The 773-nt window shown below is 75.3% G+C and carries 1 protein-coding gene; it reads left to right on the forward strand.

Translation table 11 applies throughout. The features are described from left to right. Nucleotides 1–41: 41 nt before the first annotated feature. Nucleotides 42–773 (forward strand): class I SAM-dependent methyltransferase (locus RZ84_RS11335; RefSeq protein ID WP_107068257.1); only part of this gene is annotated, 732 nt, incomplete at its 3' end.

Below are 773 nucleotides of genomic sequence, written 5' to 3' on the forward strand. Positions count from 1 at the left end.
CCGGCCCCCCCCCCCCCGACCGCGCCCGCAGGAGGCGCCCGATGCCCCCGCCACCCCCCACCCCCAGCCCCGCCCCCACCACTGCCGCCCCCCATCCCCCCTCCCGACTAAGGGACTTCTACGAGAACCCCTCCGTGCCGGTGGCATCCGGCGACGCCCGAAGCCGACGGCAGGCACTTCTACTGGCGCGCGCCCTGGGGCCCGTACGCACGGGGGCACCACCCGCCACCGTCCTCGACATCGGCTGCGGCGACGGCACCGCAGCCGCCACCGCCGCGACACCCCTCGCCGGCCACCGGATCATCGGCGTCGACTGGTCCCAGGACGCACTCCGCCGCGCCGCGACCCGCATCCCCGCCGTCGTACGCGGCGAAATCACCGACGGCGGGCTCCCCTTCGCGACCGGCGCCGCCGACGCGGTGCTCTTCAGCGAGGTCATCGAGCACCTCGTGGACCCCGATGCCGCCCTGGACGAACTCCGCCGCGTACTCCGCCCGGGCGGGCACCTGATGCTGTCCACCCCCAACCTCGCCGCCTGGTACAACCGCGGCCTCCTCCTCGCCGGCGTCCAACCCGTCTTCTCGGAGGTGAGCCTGCGCGCGATCCACGGCCGACCCGGCACCCAGGTCGTCGGCCACCTGCGCCTCTACACCGCCCGCGCGCTACGCGACTTCCTCACCGCTTCCGGCTTCGACGTCATACGGATCGCGGGCGCGCCCTACCACGACGTCCCGCGCCCGCTACGCCCGTTGGACCGCGCCGCCTGCCACATC

The sequence above is a fragment of the Streptomyces sp. CT34 genome (assembly GCF_000805335.1).
Classification (GTDB): domain Bacteria; phylum Actinomycetota; class Actinomycetes; order Streptomycetales; family Streptomycetaceae; genus Streptomyces.